We start from the raw sequence: 17,322 nt of genomic DNA, 5'->3' as shown, positions 1-17,322 counted from the left end.
GCGCGCGTGCGCCCATCGACGGTGTGGCTGGCTGACACCCCTTCCCGACGATCCGATGCACAAACGCTGAACGCGACCCGCCCCCCGACGACGGTGCGAGCCGCATTGTTGGACGCGTGAGACCGGTGTGCGGGTGGTAGGCGGACGGCAGGCCGCCCTCATCTCCTGAGCCTCGTCCCCCACACACAAGGAGGGTCCAAGAGTGCACACGCAGCAGACACACACGGACACCGGCACTGATGAACGGACGGCGCTGCGCAAGCGGCCGGAGGCCGCCGCCGACGCTCGACTGATGGCACGCCGCTTCCTGAACCGACAGCGGCCGGCCGTGCCCGAACAGGACGCCGCCAGTGTCGAACTCGTCGTCTCCGAACTCGTCACCAACACCGTCCGCCACGCACGCGGCAGCCGTTGCTCCCTGCGACTGCAGGCCCGGCCGGACAGCATCGTGGTCACGGTGGCCGACGCCGACCGCCGGCCTCCCCGCGAACGGGCCCCCGACGTCATGAACGCCACCGGTGGCTTCGGCTGGCCGATGATCCGCCACCTCGCCCGGTCGGTCGCGGTGACCACCGACCCCGGCGGCAAGACGATCCGCGCGACCTTGCCCCGCGGCGGCGAGGGTGGCCCTCTTCACCCAACTGGACCGCACATGGGGCCTGTTGGCGAAATCCGGCGCGTACGAGGAAACCGTCGGGGCAACCGGAAGGGGGCAGCGTTCGGTGAGGCCGCGCCGGCCTCACCGCACACATCGTGATCAACCGGCCGAGGGAGCCGAGATGTCCCCGCAGACCAGCCGCCTGTCCATCACCGAGCTGACGCGCTGTGAGCACTGCGCGGTGCTGCGCGTGAGCGGTGAACTCGACCAGGACTGCGAGCAGTTCTTCCTCCGGACGATCGGGACGAGCGTCCTGGCCGGGCACCGGCACCTGGTGCTGGACGTCACGGCGCTCACGTTCTGCGACTCGCGCGGCCTCAACTGCCTGCTGGCCGCCCGCTGGCTGTTGCAGCGCCGCGAAGGCCTGCTCCTACTGGCCGGCCCCGGGCACCGCCTGATCGATCTGCTCAAGCAGACCGGCAGCAGCGAACTCCTGCCCTCCCACCCCACCGTGAGCCAGTCGCTGAAGGCCCTCCCCCAGGAACATCGCCCCGCGTGGCCCCCCGGAGGGCTGTCGTCTGTGGGCTGCGCACACACAACCCCGCAGGTCAGGCTTCCTTCTTCACCGGCTCAAGGATCGCCACGCACTCCACGTGGTGCGTCATCGGGAACAGATCGAACGCCCGAAGCATCCGCACCTTGTACCCGCCTTCCTTGAAGTACGCCAGGTCCCGGGCCAGCGCCGCCGGGTCACAGGCGACGTACGCGATGCGGCGCGCGCCCAGCGTCGTGAGGTGGGCGACCGTCTTCTTGCCCGCGCCCGCGCGCGGCGGGTCCAGGACGATGAGGTCGACCTCGGAGATGCCGGTGCGCGGCAGGACCGCCTCGACCTTGCCCTGTTCGATACGGACCCGGTCGAAGGAGGCGAGGTTGTGCCGGGCGTCCTCGACCGCGCGCTTGCCGGACTCGATGCCGAGCACCGCACCCTTGTCGCCGATCCGGTCCGCGAGCGCGCCCGCGAACAGGCCGACGCCGCAGTACAGGTCGAGCGCCATCTCGCCCTTGCGGGGCAGCAGGCCCTGCATGACGGCACGCATCAGCGTCTCGGCGGCCTGCGGGTGCACCTGCCAGAATCCGCCGCTGCCGACGCGGTAGGTACGGCCGTCGGCGCGCTCGCGCACGAAGGCGCGGCCGTGGACGCGGTGGATCCCGCCGTCCTTCTCCTCGACACGCATGACGGAGGCCGGCTTGTCGAGTTCGACGAGGGGCAGCCGGGCGCCGGGCTTGGGCTCCAGGATCACCATGCGGTCCTGCGACCCGCTCGCCGCGATCGCCTCGACGGACTCCATGCCGGACCAGTCGTGCTTCTCGATGCCCAGCTCGGACACGCCCGCGGCGGCGATCATGCAGTGCTCGACCGGCTCGACCTCGTGCGAGCGGTGGCGGCGCAGGCCCGCGTTGCCGTCGGCGTCGACCGCGTACTGGACGCGGGTGCGCCACTGCGGGACCTCGCCCGACGGGAGCTTGTCGCCCTCGGCCGGCATGACCGTGCCGTCCCAGCCGGCCTGCTCGGGCGTGAGGCCCGCGAGGCGCAGCAGCTGCTCGGCGACGACCTCGCCCTTGAGGCGGCGCTGCGCGCCGGGCTTGGCGTGCTGCCAGTCGCAGCCGCCGCAGCGGCCGGGGCCCGAGTACGGGCAGGGCGCCTCGACGCGGTCCTTGGACGCCTCGATGACCTGGACGGCGTCGGCCCGCAGGAAGCGCGCGCCTTCCTCGCCCTCGGTCACCCGCGCCACGACCCGCTCGCCGGGCAGCGTGTGCCGGACGAACAGGACCTGGCCCTCGGCCGTGCGCGCGATGCAGTGACCGCCGTGCGCGACGGGGCCGACCTCGACCTCGTACTCCTCCCCCACCAGTGACTTCGTCGGTTCTGCCTGCATGGCGGGGCTCCAGTACGTAAGGGGAAGTTCTTCGGCGTCGCGGCCACGGAAAAGCGGCCGGACAGCAGCCCACCAGTTTACGTGGCTGTCGTCCGGCCGCTTACCAAGGCAGGCCACCGGGCTACTTCGAGCTGGGCTCCTTCGGGCGCTTCTCGACCGGACCGCGTCGCACGGCGCCCGGCGCGTTCCACTCGGACCGCCTGCGGGCCCGCTTCTTCGCGGCCTCGGAGGACTCCAGCTGGTACGGGACGGACGTCACCATGATGCCGGGCGTGAAGAGCAGCCGGCCCTTCAGGCGCAGCGCGCTCTGGTTGTGCAGCAGGTGCTCGTACCAGTGGCCGACCACGTACTCGGGGATGATCACACTGACCGCGTCGCGCGGGGACTCCTTACGGAGGTTCTTGACGTACTCGATGATCGGCCGGGTGATTTCCCGGTACGGCGAGTCAAGAACCTTGAGCGGCACGTCAATACCTCGACGCTCCCACTCGTCCCTCAATGCCTTCGTCTCCGCCGGATCAACATTGACGCTCAGTGCCTCAAGGGTGTCCGAACGCATCAACTTCGCGTACGCGATCGCGCGCAGCGTCGGCCGGTGGATCTTCGACACGAGGACGAGCGAATGGACCCGCGAGGGGCGCACGCTGTCGTCGGTCGGGGTCTCCGGAGCGGCGATCTCCTCGGCGACCCGGTCGTAGTGCTTGCGGATCGCGGACATCGTCACGAAGAAGATGACCATGCCGAGCAGCGCGACCCAGGCGCCGTGCGTGAACTTCGTCAGGAGGACGACCACGAGGACGAGGCCGGTGAAGAACGCGCCGAACGTGTTGATCGCGCGGGAGCGCATCATGCGGCGGCGCTTGGCCTGGTCGTGCTCGGCGGCCAGGTGCCGGTTCCAGTGCCGGACCATGCCGATCTGGCTGAGCGTGAACGACACGAAGACGCCCACGATGTACAGCTGGATCAGCCGGGTCGAGTCGGCCCCGTAGATGACGACCAGCAGGGCCGCCGCGCCCGCGAGCAGCACGATGCCGTTGGAGAAGGCGAGGCGGTCGCCGCGGGTGTGCAGCTGGCGCGGCAGGTAGCGGTCCTGGGCGAGGATCGAGCCGAGCAGCGGGAAGCCGTTGTACGCGGTGTTGGCGGCGAGGAAGAGGACGAGGGCGGTGGCGGCCGCGAGGACCAGGAACATGAAGCTGCCGCCGCCGAAGACGGCCTCGGCGACCTGGGAGATCACGGGGTCCTGGACGAAGCCCGCGCCGACCGCGGCACCGTTGTGGATCAGGTCCTTGGCCGGGTTCTCGGCCATCCGTACGTCGGTGGCGAGGGCGAGCACGATGATGCCGCAGAACATGGTGACGGCGAGGCCGCCCATCAGCGCGAGGGTGCTCGCCGCGTTCTTCGACTTGGGCTTGCGGAACGCCGGCACGCCGTTGGAGATCGCCTCGACGCCGGTGAGCGCCGCACACCCGGAGGAGAAGGCGCGCAGCAGCAGGAAGACGAGCGCGAAGCCCGCGAGGCCCTGGTGCTCCGCCTTGATGTGGAAGTCGGCGGTGGGCGCGTGCATGGCGTCGCCGAGGACGAGCCCGCGGAACGCACCCCAGACGATCATGATGAAGACGCCGGCCACGAAGACGTACGTGGGAATCGCGAAAAGCTTCCCCGACTCCTTCACGCCGCGCAGATTCATCAGGGTGAGCAGCACGATCACGACGACCGCGCACAGCACCTTGTGCTCGACCACGAACGGGATCGCGGAGCCGAGGTTCTCGATGCCGGACGAGATCGACACGGCCACCGTCAGGACGTAGTCGACGAGCAGCGCGCTCGCGACGGTGAGCCCGGCCTTCGGCCCGAGGTTGGTGTTCGCCACCTCGTAGTCGCCGCCGCCGCTCGGATAGGCGTGGACGTTCTGGCGGTAGGAGGCGACGACCGTGAACATCAGCACGACGACCGCGACCGCGATCCAGGGGCTGAAGTGGTACGCCGACACGCCCGCGATGGAGAGGACCAGCAGGACCTCGCCGGGCGCGTAGGCCACGGAGGACAGCGGGTCGGAGGCGAAAACGGGGAGTGCGATGCGCTTCGGCAGGAGCGTTTCCCCAAGCCGGTCACTGCGCAGTGCGCGCCCGATCAAGATCCGTTTGGGCACGTCGGTCAGTTTGGACACGGAGAGGATCGTAAGCGTTCGAAAGGGGGCCCGCCCACCCACCACCCCCATTCAGCTTCGTGCTCTGCGCCACGCCTTCGGCGATCTCGCCGCCGACGCGGAGGACGAGTTCGCTTACAGAGCCGATACGGTGGTCCAGAGCGCGAGCCGCACAGCAGCCCGCATCGTGCCCGAGATCGAGCCGCACCGGCTGGACCATGCCGCGAGAGAGAGCCATGAGCAGGACGTTTACGCAGGTCAAAATGGCTATGAGGAGTGCGGGGTAGGGCCGTGCATATCGTGATCATGGGCTGTGGCCGAGTAGGGTCCCAACTCGCCCAGACCCTGGAACAGCAGGGGCACACGGTGGCCGTGGTCGATCAGGACCCGACGGCGTTCCGTCGCCTGGGTTCGGGTTTCGGCGGCCGTCGTGTCACCGGAGTCGGTTTCGACCAGGACACCCTGCGCGAAGCGGGCATCGAGGAGGCCGGCGCCTTCGCCGCCGTCTCCAGTGGTGACAACTCGAACATCATCGCCGCGCGCGTCGCGCGCGAGATGTTCGACATCGAGAACGTGGCGGCGCGCATCTACGACCCCCGCCGTGCGGAGGTCTACCAGCGCCTCGGCATCCCGACGGTCGCGACGGTCCGCTGGACCGCCGACCAGATGCTGCGGCGCCTCCTGCCGTCCGGCGCCGAGCCGCTGTGGCGCGATCCCACCGGGGGCGTCCAGCTCGCCGAGGTGCACACGTCGGAGTCCTGGATCGGCCAGAAGATCAGCCGCCTCCAGGAGGAGACGGGCGTGCGCGTCGCGTTCCTGACCCGGCTCGGCGAGGCGATCCTGCCGACGTCGCAGACGGTGCTGCAGGAGGGCGACCTCGTGCACGTGATGATGCGCACGGACGACGTCGAAAAGGTCGAGGCGGCGTTCGCCGAGGGCCCTGAGGAAGGCGGTCACTGATGAGGGTCGCCATTGCCGGAGCCGGGGCGGTCGGTCGTTCGATCGCGGGCGAGCTCCTTGAGAACGGTCACGAGGTGCTCCTCGTCGACAAGGCGCCGACGGCCATCTCGGTCGAGCGCGTGCCGCAGGCGGAGTGGCTGCTCGCCGACGCCTGCGAGATCACGTCCCTGGACGAGGCGGCGCTGCAGCGCTGCAACGTGGTCATCGCGGCCACCGGCGACGACAAGGTCAACCTGGTCGTCTCGCTGCTCGCGAAGACCGAGTACGGGGTCCCGCGGGTCGTCGCCCGCGTCAACAACCCGAAGAACGAGTGGCTGTTCAACGAGTCGTGGGGCGTGGACGTGGCCGTCTCGACGCCGCGTCTCATGTCGGCGCTCGTCGAAGAGGCGGTCAGCGTGGGCGATCTCGTCCGTCTGCTCCGCTTCAGCCACGGCGACGCGAACCTGGTCGAGCTGACGCTCCCGGAGGAGTCGGCCCTGGCCGGCACGCGGGTCGGCGACGTCCAGTGGCCGCAGGACACGTCCCTGGTGACGATCATCCGCGGCACGCGCGTGCTGGCCCCCAGCCCCGAGGACTCCATCGAGGCGGGCGACGAGCTGCTGTTCGTCGCGGCGCAGGCGCGGGAGGAACAGCTGGAGGACCTGCTGTCGGTGCGACGCGAGGACGCGTAGGCGCCGCCGCGCCAGGCGAGCGACACAAGGAGGCGGCCCCGAGCTCTTGGCTCGGGGCCGCCTCCTTGTGTCGTCCTCGGCCGGACGGGGCTCAGGCCTCGCGGCGGTGCCGCGCACCACCTTCGGCCCGCGCGGCCTCCGCCTGCTCGCGGTCGGCCTCCTTCTGGCGCTCGGCCTCTTCCATCTCCGCGAACACGTCGATGGGTGCGGGCGCCTTCGCCAGGAACACCCATGTGAGCCACACGGCCAGCAGGAACGGCGGGATCTTCAACGCGACGAGCACCCAGCCGAATTGCGTCGTGTCCCCCCACCAGTACAGCGGGAACAGGATCGCGCACTTGGCCAGGAGAATGAGCCCCCAGGCCCAACTCGCCTTCCCGTACGCCTTCTTGCGGCCGGGGTTGCGGGTGCGCCAGGAGAGGTTCTCCTTGAACACGGGCCCGAGGATCAGGCCGATCAAGGGCACCCCGCACAGCGTCGTGACGATGTACGCGAGCGCGAGCCCCAACGTGTAGAGCATGCCCGGCAGATAGAAGTCCTTGGCGTTGCCCGTCATCATCGCGAAGACAACACCGAAGGCGACGCCGAAGACGCCGCTGAAGGCGTGCTTGATGGTGCCCTTCATGACGAGGCGCACGGCGACGAGGACCAGGGACACCGCGAGGGCCGCGATGGCCGACATGTGCAGGTCCTTGTTGACCGTGAAGATGCTCACGAAGAGGAGGCCGGGCAGGACCGTCTCCACCATGCCCCGCACGCCGCCGAAGGCCTCGAAAAGGGCGGCCTCGGTCACGGACTTGTCCGTGACGTCCTGACCATCCTGGCCTGTGGGTTCGCGGTCGGTCGGCTTGTCGAGGGACGTCACCGGCTACTCCCGTCCGAGCGGTCTGAGTTCGTACTTCGGATTGAACAGCACCCTACGGCCCCGACTCATCGAGATCCGTCCCGAAGCTATGAGTTTGCGCCCCGGCTCGATCCCGACGATCGAGCGCCTGCCTAGCCACACCACGTCCACGGCGGCCGAGCCGTCGAACAACTCCGCCTCCAGCGCGGGAACTCCGGCGCGTGGCCGCAGGGTTACCGTGCGCAACGTACCAGTAACGGTGACCATCTGTCGGTCCGCACAATCGCCGATGCGCGTGCAGCCCGTCGTCTCCGAGTCCTCGCGCAGCTCCTCCGACTCCAGGTCCTCCTGGGAACTGGACAGCCGGTCGAGCATGCGCCGGAACCGGCCCGCCGGCTTCTCGGTCGCCCTGTCGGAACGCGGAACAGCACTCATACTCGAAGCGTACCTGGGCCCTGTGACAGGGCCGTACCCGCTGGTGTACCCGGCTTTCCCTGGCCTCACCGCTCGAACCGGTACCCCATCCCCGGTTCCGTGACGAAGTGCCGCGGATGTGAGGGATCGGTCTCCAACTTGCGCCGCAACTGCGCCATGTAGACCCGCAGATAGTTGGTCTCCGTCCCGTACGAGGGCCCCCACACCTCCTGCAACAGCTGCTTCTGGCTGACCAGGCGGCCCGTATTGCGCACCAGGACCTCCAGGAGGTGCCATTCGGTGGGGGTCAGCCGTACGTCGTGCCCGCCCCGGTTGACCTTTTTCGCGGCCATGTCGACCGTGAAGTCCGCGGTCTCGACGATCCCCTCGTCCTCGGAGCCACCCGTGGGTTCGGCCCGCCGCACGGCCGCCCGCAGCCGGGCGAGGAGCTCGTCCATGCCGAAGGGCTTCGTTACGTAGTCGTCCGCGCCCGCGTCGAGCGCCTCCACCTTCTCGTCGGACGAGTGCCGCGCGGACAGCACGAGGATCGGTACGCGGGTCCAGCCGCGCAGTCCCTTGATCACCTCGACGCCGTCCATGTCGGGCAGGCCCAGGTCGAGGACGATCACGTCGGGGTGGCGGGCGGCGGCGAGCTGAAGTGCCTGCGCCCCGTCCGCGGCGGCGTCCACCTCGTACTTGCGCGCCTTCAGGTTGATGACGAGGGCGCGCACGATCTGCGGCTCGTCGTCGACCACGAGCACCCGGGTCATGCGTGCCTGCCTCTCTGGGGTCCAGCTGCTTGCGCGGTTGTCTGTACGGCCTCCGGGGCCGCGTCCGGGGTGATGGTGCGGGTCGCGGCCCGCAGGGTCAGGACCATGGTGAGCCCGCCTCCTGGCGTGTCCTCCGCGCCGAGCGTGCCTCCCATGGCCTCCGTGAAGCCGCGCGCCACGGCGAGCCCCAGGCCCACACCGGCGCCGCGCGGAGCGTCACCGTAGCGCTGGAAGGGCGCGAAAATCCGGTCCTTGGCCTCGTCCGGCACCCCGGGCCCGCGGTCCACGACGCGCAGCTCGACGCGGTCGCCGAGCGTGCTCGCGGAGACGAGGACGGGTTTGTCGGGCGGGCTGTACTTGACCGCGTTCTCGACGACGTTGGCGACGGCCCGCTCCAGGAGCCCTTTGTCGACGCTGACCATGGGCAGCGTCTCGGGGACGTCCAGGTCGACGTTGAGATCCGGGTCCGGCACGCCGACCAGCGCCATCGGCACGACCTCGTCGAGGTCGATCTCGCGGATGAGCGGGGTGACGGTGCCGGTCTGGAGGCGCGACATGTCGAGCAGGTTCCCGACGAGGTGGTCGAGCCGGTCGGCGCCCTCCTCGATCCCGGCGAGCAGTTCCGCCTGGTCCTCGGGCGACCAGTCGACGTCCTCGGAGCGCAGCGACGACACCGACGCCTTGATGCCCGCCAGCGGCGTACGCAGATCGTGCGAGACGGCGGCCAGCAGTGCCGTACGGATGCGGTTGCCCTCGGCGAGCGTGCGCGCCTGGTCGGCCTCGGACTGCAGGCGCTGGCGGTCGAGCACGACGGCGGCCTGCGCGGCGAAGGCGGCGAGCACGCGCCGGTCCTCCGCGGGCAGCACGCGCCCGGTCAGGGCGAGCGCCAGGTGGTCCCCGACCGGCATGTCGACGTCGGCGTCCTCGGGCCGGACGAGGGACTGCGCTCCGACGCTCGCGGCGCAGGTCCACGGCGCGGTGTCGCCCTCCCGCTCCAGGAGCGCCACGGACTCCATCGCGAAGGTCTCCCGTACGCGTTCGAGAAGCGCCTCCAGGCTGGTGTCGCCGCGCAGCACGCTGCCCGCCAGGAAGGAGAGGATCTCGGACTCGGCGCGCAACCGGGCCGCCTGGTGGGTGCGCCGCGCCGCGGTGTCCACGACCGAGGCCACGGACACGGCGACGCCTACGAAGATCACGATGGCGACGATGTTGCGGGGGTCGGCGACGGTCCACAGGTGCAGAGGCGGCGTGAAGAAGTAGTTGAGCAGCAGTGAGCCGAAGGCCGCCGAGGCCAGCGCCGGTAGCAGTCCGCCGACCAGGGCGGCGGCGACCGTCAGCGACAGGAACAGCAGCATGTCGTTGGCGAGGCCGAGGTCGCTGTTGGTGTGCGTGAGGGCCAGCGCGAGCAGCGCGGGGCCGCCGACGCCGGTGAGCCAGCCCCACACGATCCGGGACCGGCCGAGCCGGGCGCCACGGGCGACGGGAAGGCCGCGTCCCTTGGCGACCTCGTCGTGCGTGACGATGTGCACGTCGAGGTCGGTCCCTGACTCGCGGGCGACGGTCGCGCCGACGCCGGGTCCGAACATGTACTGCCAGGTCTTGCGCCGCGAGGAGCCGAGGACGATCTGGGTGGCGTTGACGCCGCGGGCGAACTCCAGAAGGGCGGCGGGGATGTCGTCGCCGATGACGTGGTGGAACGTGCCGCCCAGGTCTTCGACCAGGGTGCGCTGGACGGCGAGCTCCTTGGGCGATGCGGCGGTGAGGCCGTCGCTGCGGGCGATGTAGACCGCGAGCACCTCGCCGCCCGCGCCCTTCTCCGCGAGCCGCGCCGCGCGCCTGATCAACGTACGGCCCTCGGGTCCTCCGGTCAGGCCGACGACGATGCGCTCGCGGGCCTGCCATGTGGAGCGGATGTTGTGCTCGCCCCGGTACTCCTGGAGGTACTCGTCGGCCCGGTCGGCGACCCACAGGAGCGCCAGTTCCCGCAGTGCGGTGAGGTTTCCGGGGCGGAAGTAGTTGGAGAGCGCCGCGTCGACCTTGTCGGGCTTGTAGATGTTGCCGTGGGCCATGCGGCGGCGCAGCGACTGGGGCGACATGTCGACGAGCTCGATCTGGTCGGCACGGCGGACGACCTCGTCGGGGACCGTCTCCCGTTGACGTACACCAGTGATCGAATCAACCACATCGCCCAGCGACTCAAGATGCTGGATGTTGACGGTCGATATGACGTCGATGCCCGCACCAAGCAGTTCCTCGACGTCCTGCCAGCGCTTGGCGTTGCGCGAGCCCGGCACGTTCGTGTGGGCCAGTTCGTCGACAAGGGCGACGGCGGGGGCGCGCCGCAGTACGGCGTCCACGTCCATCTCGTGGAAGACCGTCCCCCGGTAGGCGAGCTCCCGGCGCGGGATCTGCTCCAGGCCGTGCAGCATCACCTCGGTACGCGGCCGGTCGTGGTGTTCGACGAACGCCACTACACAGTCCGTGCCCCGCTCCACCCGGCGGTGTGCCTCCGACAGCATCGCGTACGTCTTGCCGACGCCCGGCGCCGAACCGAGGTAGATACGTAGTTTGCCGCGCGTCCCGCGTCCCATGGCCTCATTGTCTTCCCGTGACTGCCCCACGCAGCGTCGAGCCTACGGCCTGCGATCTGCGCAAATGGGGCGGATGACGGCCGGGAGAGTGGCCTTGACGCAACCCTGATGCGCGAAACCGGGGCCGCGCACCCTTAAGGATGCGCGGCCCCGGCCTCGTACGACGTTGGTGAGCGCCTCAGCGGACCTCGGTGATCTCCGGGCCGCGGGCCAGCTGGCCCATACCGCCGGAGAAGCGCGAGGCCTCCTGGCTGTCGCTCTGGGAGCTCTCGGCGACCATCTGCGCGTCGTCGGGGAGCTTCAGGACGATCGGGTCGCGCGGGGCCATCGGGCCCTCGCCGCGCACCACGACGGTGTCGCGGAAGATCTGCTCCAGGAGGCCGGCCGCCTGCGGCTGCACGGCGCCCTGGCCCGAGATCACGCCGCGCAGGAACCAGCGCGGACCGTCCACGCCGATGAACCGCACGACCTGGAAACCGCCCGTGCCGTCCGGCAGCTGCACCGGCACCTGCGCCCGCAGCTCCCAGCCGAGCGAACCCTCGATCTCGTCGATCACACCGCCCTGCTGGGTGATGCCCGAGGCGATCTCCTCGCGGACCTCGCCCCAGATGCCCTCCTTCTTGGGGGCGGCGAAGGCCTGCAGCTGGATCGCGCTGTCCTGGAGGACCACGGTCGCCGCGACGATCGCGTCGCCCGCGACCTCCACACGCAGCTCCATGCCCTCTACGCCGGGGACGAAGACCCCGCCCAGGTCCACCCGGCCCTCGCCGGGCTCGCGGACCTCGGAGGCGTCCCAGGGACCGTCGGGACGGGGCTCGGGCTCGAGCCGCACGCGCTCCGCCTCCTCGTCCGTGTCGGCACCGTCGACGACCTGCTCGGCCTCGTCGGCCGCATCCTCGGCGGCGCCGTTCTTGTTACGACGTCCGAACACGTCACTGTCCTTCCCGGTCGGATACGACCGAAGCGTATCGATTCCCACCCTTTTGACCGTCCGCGCCACTGCCGGCAACGGTCGGGCCACCCACGGCAGCGTGCCCGCCGGTGGACCCGAAGCCCCCTTGGGCCCGCACCGAATCGGGAAGCTCCGCGACCTCCTGGAAGCGGACCCTCTCGACCTGCTGGACCACCAGTTGGGCAATCCGGTCGAAGCGCTCGAACCGCACGCTCTCGCGCGGGTCGAGATTCACCACGATCACCTTGATCTCCCCACGGTACCCGGCATCCACCGTCCCTGGGGCATTCACCAGAGCCACGCCACAGCGCGCTGCGAGGCCGGATCTGGGGTGCACAAAGGCCGCGTACCCCTCGGGCAGGGCGACCGACACACCGGTGGGCAGGACGACCCGCTCACCGGGCGCGAGCTCGCACGCCTCGGTGGTCCGCAGATCGGCTCCGGCGTCACCGGGGTGCGCGTACGAGGGCAGCGGCACGTCGGGGTCGACGCGCCGCACGAGCACGCCGAGTTCGTTGCCGTTCACAGGGCTCACGGGTTCACCTCGAAGGCGCGGGTGCGCCTGACCTGGTCGGGGTCGCTCATGGCCGCCCGGATCTCTTCCTCGCGGCCGTTCTCGATGAAGTGGTCGACCTTGACCTCGATGAAGAGGGCGTCGGCGCGCACGGCCACTGGCCCGTCGGGGGCGCCGATCCGGCCGGTCGCGGTCGAGTAGATCTTGCGACCGGCGACGGCTGTCACCTCGGCGGACAGATACAGCACCGTGTCCACGGGAACGGGCCGCACGAAGTCGGTCTCCAGGCGGCCGGTCACGGCGATGGCCTGAAGCAGCCAGTTCAGGGAGCCGAGCGTCTCGTCGAGCGCGGTCGCGAGGACCCCGCCGTGTGCGAGACCCGGCGCGCCCTGATGCGCGGGGCGCACGGTGAACTCGGCGGTGACGGTGGCGCCTTCACCGGCCCGCGCCTCCAGGTGCAGCCCGTGCGGCTGCTCGCCGCCACAGCCGAAACAGTTGCTGTAGTGCGCGCCGAGGAGCTCGCCGGGGGCGGGCGCGTCGGGGTGCCGCACCGGGGCTATGGCGTCGGCGGGGGGCGTCAGAGCTGCAGAAGTACCACTCACAGCCGCAGACCTTACCCGCGCGTCCTATCAGTGCACGCATCGTGCCAAGCTTGACCCCATGGAGCTCTCGACGACGCCTTACGACGAACGACTCAACGCGCCTCGTTCGTGGTGGCTGATCACGTTCATGGTGGGGGTCGTCGGGGCCATCATCCTGCTGCCCTTCGGCCCGTTGCCGCTGCTCGGCGGCTTCGTCGGCGGCCTGCTCATCGCGGCCGTGATCACCAGCGCGTACGGCTCGGCGCGGGTCCGTGTCGTGGCCGACTCGCTGGTCGCGGGCGACGCGAAGATCCCGCTGTCCGCCCTCGGCGAGGTGCACGTCCTGGACGCGGAGGAGGCCCGCGCGTGGCGCACCTACAAGTCCGACCCGCGCGCCTTCATGCTGCTGCGCAGCTACGTCACGACCGCGGTGCGGGCCGAGATCACCGATCCGTCGGACCCGACGCCGTACGTCTACGTGTCGACGCGCGAACCTGAAGCTTTGGCAAAGGCTCTGCGCCGCGCCTGAACGAGGGCGGGGTCAGGCCCCGATCTCCAGCGCGTCGGGCGGCTCCTCCAGGGGCGGCAGGTCGTTCAGCGTCTCCCAGGGCACCTGGAGCCGCCGCAGGTCCTGTCGTACCCGGTCGGCCAGCTTCCTGGTGTCGCGCCGGTTCATGAACGCGCCCACGGCCGCGCCGATCATGAACGGGGTCAGGCTCGGAAGGTTCCGCACCATCCGCTTCATGATCTGCTGTCGCAGCTCGCGCTTCATCTGTCCGCCGAGCGCCGCGTTGATCGTCGTCGGCTTCGCCACGTCGATGCCGCGCTCTTCCGTCCACGCGGTCAGATAGGCGCTGCTGCGGGCCTTCAGAGACCCTGGCGGCCGCAGTCCGTAGACCTCGTGCAGCTCGGCGATCAGCTTGAGCTCGATCGCGGCCACGCCGGTCACCTCCGCGGCCAGTTCGGTCGGCATCGCGGGCGGAACGGGCAGCATGGCGGCGGCGCCGACGCCCGCGCCCACGGTGGATGTGGCGGCGGCCGCGCCCGTGACCAGCTTGTCCGCGAGCTGCTCGGGGTCGAGACCGGGGAACTGCTTGCGGAGGGTCGCCAGGTCCCGCACGGGAACCCGCGGCGCGCTCTCGATGATGCGATCGGCGAGATAGCCGATCGAGGCCTTGGCGGCAGCGCCGCCCTTGGCCAGCCCCGTTCTGGCTGTTCTGGCGCCTCGCGCGACGGCGCCACGCTTGCGCGCACCGTCACTGCCGGCCACCGGGGCCACCGGCAGGTCGCCCGTCGACTCGTGGCCGTCCGCCGATTCGAGCGAGGCTTCTTCTCCGGGGGCACCAGGTGCTGCACCAGGTGCTCCTGGGAAAGAGCCTCGCTCGTCGTCACGCACGGCCTCTGACGGGCCTTGAGCCGTCCCGCGCGCCTTCTTGTTGCGGGATCGGCGCTTCCAGGGCGGGGTCGAGCTGGTCATGCCCGACCCCCTCTCAGTCGCAGTCGCGGCAGATGGGCTGCCCGTTCTTCTCCCGCGCGAGCTGGCTGCGGTGGTGCACCAGGAAGCAGCTCATGCAGGTGAACTCGTCCTGCTGCTTGGGCAGGACACGGACGGCCAGCTCCTCGTTCGAAAGGTCGGCGCCCGGAAGTTCCAGGCCCTCCGCCGCCTCGAACTCGTCCACGTCGACGTTCGAAGCCGACTTGTCGTTCCGCCGAGACTTCAGTTCCTCAATGCTGTCTTCGTTGAGGTCGTCATCGGTCTTACGTGGGGTGTCGTAATCCGTTGCCATGTCGCTCTCCCCCTCTGGGTGTCTGCGGTGTCTCATGCGCCGTAACGCATGAGAGGCCGGACTTGTGCCCGACCTGAGGCGGAGATTTTGCCTCACATCAAGGTCTGTTACTCAATCGACACCCAACTGGACCCCTCACGAGTGATCGTCTTGGGTGGCGAACGGGACCGTACACGGTCCGATTGCCGCACTGCACAGGCGCCACCCCGTGTACTTCCCGTGATCAAGGCGCCCGAAAACCCGGACTTTCCCGGCTTTCACGCGGCTTTTGCGATCACGGAGAGTGGACGGCCGAAAAAATGTCCATGTGATCGATCACACAGGCCGATCTCCGGCGCAGGTCCGGAAAATTCAGCCAAAAGCGAACGTCCCCAGCGCGTCGGCGGAAGCATGTCAGATCCATGCGCCGCACGCACGTCGAACCGACCTAGATCGGCAGGGTGACCCGCATCACGAGCCCACCCCCCTCACGCGGCTCGGCGGTGATGCGGCCGCCATGGGCGCGCGCGACGGACCGGGCGATGGAGAGCCCGAGGCCCACACCCTTGTCACTGCCGGTGCGCTCGGTACGCAGCCGCCTGAACGGTTCGAAGAGGTTGTCGATCTCGTACGCGGGGACCACCGGACCCGTGTTCGCCACCACCAGGACCGCCTGGCCGTGCTGGGCCTCCGTGTCCACCTCCACCCATCCCCCTTCGGGGATGTTGTAGCGGACGGCGTTCTGCACGAGGTTCAGGGCGATGCGCTCCAGGAGCACGCCGTTGCCCTGGATCACCGCTTCCTTGCACTCTCCGCGGATCTCCACGCTCTTCTCGTCGGCCTCGGCCCTGGCCTGGTCGATCGCCCGCGAGGCGACCTCCGCCAGGTCCACGGGCTTGCGCTCGACGATCTGGTTGTCGCTGCGGGCGAGCAGCAGCAGGCCCTCCACGAGTTGCTCACTGCGCTCGTTCGTGGCGAGCAGCGTCTTGCCGAGCTGCTGGAGCTCCACTGGGGCGCCCGGATCGGAGAGGTGCACCTCCAGGAGGGTGCGGTTGATCGCGAGCGGTGTACGCAGCTCGTGGGAGGCGTTACCGACGAAGCGCTGCTGCGCGGTGAACGCGCGCTCCAGGCGGTCCAGCATCTCGTCGAAGGTGTCCGAAAGCTCCTTCAGCTCGTCGTCCGGGCCGTCCAGCTCGATGCGGCGCGTCAGGTCCGTGCCGGCGACCCGGCGCGCGGTGCGCGTGATCCGGCCGAGCGGGGACAGGACGCGGCCCGCCATGGCGTAGCCGAAGGCGAAGGCGATGACGGCGAGCCCCATCAGGGCCATCAGGGAGCGGCTGAGGAGCACGTCGAGAGCGTGCTGACGCTGCTTGTTGACGCAGTCGTTCATCAGATCGTTCAGCTCGCTCGCCGAGATGTTCCCCGGCGGGAAGTTGCAACTGGTGCTGATGACATGCCCGTCGGTGACCTTGAACGGCAGATCGCCGCCCACGTCGAGGGCCTGCGCGGCCAGGAGGTAGATGATCGAGAGCAGCAGGATGCCCGCGATGAGGAACATGCCGCCGTAGAGCAGCGTGAGCCGTATGCGGATGGTCGGGCGGAGCCACGGGAAGGGCGGCTCCGCCTTCGTCCCGGGCTTCCATGTCGGTTTCGGTGGCGCCTGGGAGGGTGGCGCGGGTGCGGCGGCCATCTAGGGATCAGATCCGGTAGCCCGAGCCGGGCACGGTGACGATGACGGCGGGCTCGCCCAGCTTGCGGCGCAGGGTCATCACGGTGACCCGCACGACGTTCGTGAACGGGTCCGTGTTCTCGTCCCAGGCCTTCTCCAGGAGCTGCTCGGCCGAGACGACGGCGCCCTCGCTGCGCAGCAGCACCTCGAGGACGGCGAACTCCTTGGGAGCGAGCTGGATCTCCTTGCCGTCCCGGAACACCTCACGGCGGTTCGGGTCGAGCTTGATCCCCGCGCGCTCAAGAACGGGCGGCAGCGGCATGCTCGTCCGCCGCCCGAGGGCCCGTACACGGGCCGTCAGCTCGCTGAACGCGAAGGGCTTGGGGAGGTAGTCGTCCGCCCCGATCTCCAGGCCCTCCACGCGATCGCTGACGTCGCCGGAGGCGGTCAGCATGAGGATGCGGGTGGGCATGCCCAGCTCGACGAGCTTGCGGGCGACGTCGTCGCCGTGCACGAGCGGGAGGTCCCGGTCGAGGACGACCACGTCGTAGTCGTTCACGCCGATGCGTTCCAGGGCGGCCGCACCGTCGTACACGACGTCGACGGCCATGGCCTCCCGGCGGAGTCCGGTGGCCACCGCATCGGCGAGCAGTTGCTCGTCCTCGACGACGAGTACGCGCACGTCGCTTGTCCTTCCTCTGGTCGCCCACCGGCGGTTTCTCGGGCACGCCGGCAGGTCAGGTGTGGGGCTGTGGCCACCATCCTGCCCCTTTCGGCCATAAACCGGCTGTAAGACGGACGGGCGCCCCGGCGAATGCGGGATTTTCTGCGTGGGTCGAGGTTTCTCCGGAAGGGACCTTGGGGAGGACGGCTGTACATCCGCGATCACGCTTTGTATGTGGCATGCCA

18 protein-coding genes are annotated in these 17,322 nt (G+C 69.8%); 5 read left to right on the top strand and 13 right to left on the bottom strand.

All coding sequences use genetic code 11. The features are described 5' to 3' along the window. Positions 1-202 precede the first annotated feature (202 nt). Both ACFYWS_RS13880 and ACFYWS_RS13875 read left to right on the top strand, forming a co-directional pair. Positions 203-757, top strand: a complete 555-nt coding sequence (locus ACFYWS_RS13880; protein WP_389274486.1) for an ATP-binding protein — start codon at positions 203-205, stop codon at positions 755-757. Positions 758-779: 22 nt separating this feature from the next. Beyond that, entirely contained in the window at positions 780-1,316 is a 537-nt protein-coding gene (locus ACFYWS_RS13875) for an STAS domain-containing protein (protein WP_389274483.1), read from the top strand. On the opposite strand, the gene ACFYWS_RS13870 is transcribed toward ACFYWS_RS13875, so the two are convergent. Next, entirely contained in the window at positions 1,207-2,535 is a 1,329-nt protein-coding gene (locus ACFYWS_RS13870) for a class I SAM-dependent RNA methyltransferase (protein WP_389274480.1), read from the bottom strand. The two genes, ACFYWS_RS13875 and ACFYWS_RS13870, sit on opposite strands and share 110 nt — an antisense overlap. Positions 2,536-2,656: 121 nt before the next feature. Further along, positions 2,657-4,702 (bottom strand): APC family permease, encoded by a 2,046-nt coding sequence (locus ACFYWS_RS13865; protein WP_389274477.1) that lies wholly within the window; start codon positions 4,700-4,702, stop codon positions 2,657-2,659. Between the two features lie 270 nt (positions 4,703-4,972). Here ACFYWS_RS13865 and ACFYWS_RS13860 point away from each other — a divergent pair, with 270 nt between their 5' ends. Continuing rightward, a complete protein-coding gene (locus ACFYWS_RS13860) occupies positions 4,973-5,641 on the top strand; it encodes a potassium channel family protein (RefSeq protein WP_389274474.1) in 669 nt (222 codons plus the stop codon). Further along, a complete protein-coding gene (locus ACFYWS_RS13855) occupies positions 5,641-6,312 on the top strand; it encodes a potassium channel family protein (protein ID WP_389274471.1) in 672 nt (223 codons plus the stop codon). The genes ACFYWS_RS13860 and ACFYWS_RS13855 overlap by 1 nt, the downstream gene beginning before the upstream one ends. Before the next feature lie 91 nt (positions 6,313-6,403). On the opposite strand, the gene ACFYWS_RS13850 is transcribed toward ACFYWS_RS13855, so the two are convergent. The 7 genes from ACFYWS_RS13850 to ACFYWS_RS13820 form a co-directional block, all read right to left on the bottom strand. Further along, a complete protein-coding gene (locus tag ACFYWS_RS13850) occupies positions 6,404-7,177 on the bottom strand; it encodes a DUF3159 domain-containing protein (RefSeq protein WP_389274468.1) in 774 nt (257 codons plus the stop codon). A gap of 3 nt (positions 7,178-7,180) precedes the next feature. After that, complete coding sequence (locus ACFYWS_RS13845; protein WP_389274465.1) at positions 7,181-7,591, bottom strand: OB-fold nucleic acid binding domain-containing protein; 411 nt, start codon at positions 7,589-7,591, stop codon at positions 7,181-7,183. 65 nt (positions 7,592-7,656) lie between these two features. Further along, complete coding sequence (locus ACFYWS_RS13840) at positions 7,657-8,340, bottom strand: response regulator (RefSeq protein WP_389274462.1); 684 nt, start codon at positions 8,338-8,340, stop codon at positions 7,657-7,659. Next, positions 8,337-10,931 carry an ATP-binding protein gene (locus ACFYWS_RS13835; RefSeq protein ID WP_389274459.1) on the bottom strand — a complete coding sequence of 865 codons (2,595 nt, stop codon included), beginning with the start codon at positions 10,929-10,931 and terminating at the stop codon, positions 8,337-8,339. Before ACFYWS_RS13835 ends, ACFYWS_RS13840 begins: the two co-directional genes overlap by 4 nt. A gap of 178 nt (positions 10,932-11,109) precedes the next feature. Then, positions 11,110-11,862 carry a DUF3710 domain-containing protein gene (locus ACFYWS_RS13830; protein WP_389274456.1) on the bottom strand — a complete coding sequence of 251 codons (753 nt, stop codon included), beginning with the start codon at positions 11,860-11,862 and terminating at the stop codon, positions 11,110-11,112. 1 nt (position 11,863) lies between these two features. Next, positions 11,864-12,409 carry a dUTP diphosphatase gene (gene dut / locus ACFYWS_RS13825; protein WP_389275663.1) on the bottom strand — a complete coding sequence of 182 codons (546 nt, stop codon included), beginning with the start codon at positions 12,407-12,409 and terminating at the stop codon, positions 11,864-11,866. Positions 12,410-12,414: 5 nt separating this feature from the next. Beyond that, on the bottom strand, positions 12,415-12,999 hold the full coding sequence (locus ACFYWS_RS13820) for a PaaI family thioesterase (RefSeq protein ID WP_389274453.1): 585 nt from the start codon (positions 12,997-12,999) through the stop codon (positions 12,415-12,417). Positions 13,000-13,057: 58 nt separating this feature from the next. Here ACFYWS_RS13820 and ACFYWS_RS13815 point away from each other — a divergent pair, with 58 nt between their 5' ends. Next, a complete protein-coding gene (locus ACFYWS_RS13815) occupies positions 13,058-13,507 on the top strand; it encodes a DUF3093 domain-containing protein (RefSeq protein WP_389274450.1) in 450 nt (149 codons plus the stop codon). A 12-nt stretch (positions 13,508-13,519) separates the two neighbouring features. On the opposite strand, the gene ACFYWS_RS13810 is transcribed toward ACFYWS_RS13815, so the two are convergent. From ACFYWS_RS13810 to ACFYWS_RS13795, 4 genes are all read right to left on the bottom strand, one after another. Next, positions 13,520-14,455, bottom strand: coding sequence for a hypothetical protein (locus tag ACFYWS_RS13810; RefSeq protein WP_389274447.1), 936 nt, complete (start codon positions 14,453-14,455; stop codon positions 13,520-13,522). 13 nt (positions 14,456-14,468) lie between these two features. Next, positions 14,469-14,765: a DUF4193 domain-containing protein gene (locus ACFYWS_RS13805; protein ID WP_018535993.1), complete on the bottom strand. Its 297-nt coding sequence runs from the start codon at positions 14,763-14,765 to the stop codon at positions 14,469-14,471. 427 nt (positions 14,766-15,192) lie between these two features. Then, entirely contained in the window at positions 15,193-16,434 is a 1,242-nt protein-coding gene (locus ACFYWS_RS13800; RefSeq protein ID WP_389274442.1) for a sensor histidine kinase, read from the bottom strand. Between the two features lie 7 nt (positions 16,435-16,441). Next, positions 16,442-17,095 carry a response regulator transcription factor gene (locus tag ACFYWS_RS13795; protein WP_266714992.1) on the bottom strand — a complete coding sequence of 218 codons (654 nt, stop codon included), beginning with the start codon at positions 17,093-17,095 and terminating at the stop codon, positions 16,442-16,444. Positions 17,096-17,322: the final 227 nt, after the last annotated feature.

The organism is Streptomyces sp. NPDC002795 (genome assembly GCF_042888725.1).
In the GTDB taxonomy this organism is placed as follows: domain Bacteria; phylum Actinomycetota; class Actinomycetes; order Streptomycetales; family Streptomycetaceae; genus Streptomyces.
The sequence above is the reverse complement of the archived record's forward strand: the minus strand, read 5'-3'. Positions and strand labels throughout refer to the sequence as shown.

What these genes read in the sequence shown, in the direction of transcription:
- ACFYWS_RS13835 (WP_389274459.1), bottom strand. Translation starts at nt 10,931, where the DNA reads ATGGGACGCGGGACGCGCGGCAAACTACGTATCTACCTCGGTTCGGCG.
- ACFYWS_RS13845 (WP_389274465.1), bottom strand. Translation starts at nt 7,591, where the DNA reads ATGAGTGCTGTTCCGCGTTCCGACAGGGCGACCGAGAAGCCGGCGGGC.
- ACFYWS_RS13855 (WP_389274471.1), top strand. Translation starts at nt 5,641, where the DNA reads ATGAGGGTCGCCATTGCCGGAGCCGGGGCGGTCGGTCGTTCGATCGCG.
- ACFYWS_RS13840 (WP_389274462.1), bottom strand. Translation starts at nt 8,340, where the DNA reads ATGACCCGGGTGCTCGTGGTCGACGACGAGCCGCAGATCGTGCGCGCC.
- ACFYWS_RS13810 (WP_389274447.1), bottom strand. Translation starts at nt 14,455, where the DNA reads ATGACCAGCTCGACCCCGCCCTGGAAGCGCCGATCCCGCAACAAGAAG.
- ACFYWS_RS13870 (WP_389274480.1), bottom strand. Translation starts at nt 2,535, where the DNA reads ATGCAGGCAGAACCGACGAAGTCACTGGTGGGGGAGGAGTACGAGGTC.
- ACFYWS_RS13815 (WP_389274450.1), top strand. Translation starts at nt 13,058, where the DNA reads ATGGAGCTCTCGACGACGCCTTACGACGAACGACTCAACGCGCCTCGT.
- ACFYWS_RS13805 (WP_018535993.1), bottom strand. Translation starts at nt 14,765, where the DNA reads ATGGCAACGGATTACGACACCCCACGTAAGACCGATGACGACCTCAAC.
- ACFYWS_RS13800 (WP_389274442.1), bottom strand. Translation starts at nt 16,434, where the DNA reads ATGGCCGCCGCACCCGCGCCACCCTCCCAGGCGCCACCGAAACCGACA.
- ACFYWS_RS13875 (WP_389274483.1), top strand. Translation starts at nt 780, where the DNA reads ATGTCCCCGCAGACCAGCCGCCTGTCCATCACCGAGCTGACGCGCTGT.